The following is a 344-nucleotide window of genomic DNA, read 5'->3' as shown; positions in this document are numbered from 1 at the left end:
AACCCCAAAAAAAGTTTGTGGCTTTTGGGGAAGGCAAAGGTATGCTACCATAAAAAGTAATACAAATTCTGCAAAAAAGAATTTAATCTCTGCTAATGCTGCAACAGCTAACATCAGAACTGATATAATCAGTACTCTTTTATATTCACTTCCTTCTGCATCGTGACACACAATTTTTTCAATACAATATACACTTATAATTACAAAATAGAGATTTGTATATTGATTAACACCCATAACTAACCCAAAAATGCCACCTAATAAGTCTTGATTTATTCCCAACAAAAAAAATTCTATCAATGTCAAAACAATGTTAATCCAAAAAATACAATTAAATATTTTAA

General features: G+C 28.8%; 1 protein-coding gene. It reads right to left on the bottom strand.

What is annotated here, in order from left to right; all coding sequences use genetic code 11:
• On the bottom strand, window positions 1-344 hold a 344-nt coding region (locus NE473_RS30685; RefSeq protein WP_256265604.1), incomplete at both ends, for a hypothetical protein.

The organism is Hungatella sp. SL.1.14, from assembly GCF_024460495.1.
In the GTDB taxonomy this organism is placed as follows: domain Bacteria; phylum Bacillota; class Clostridia; order Lachnospirales; family Lachnospiraceae; genus Hungatella; species Hungatella hathewayi.
Note: the sequence above shows the minus strand (reverse complement) of the source record. Positions and strands in the feature narration are given on the sequence as shown.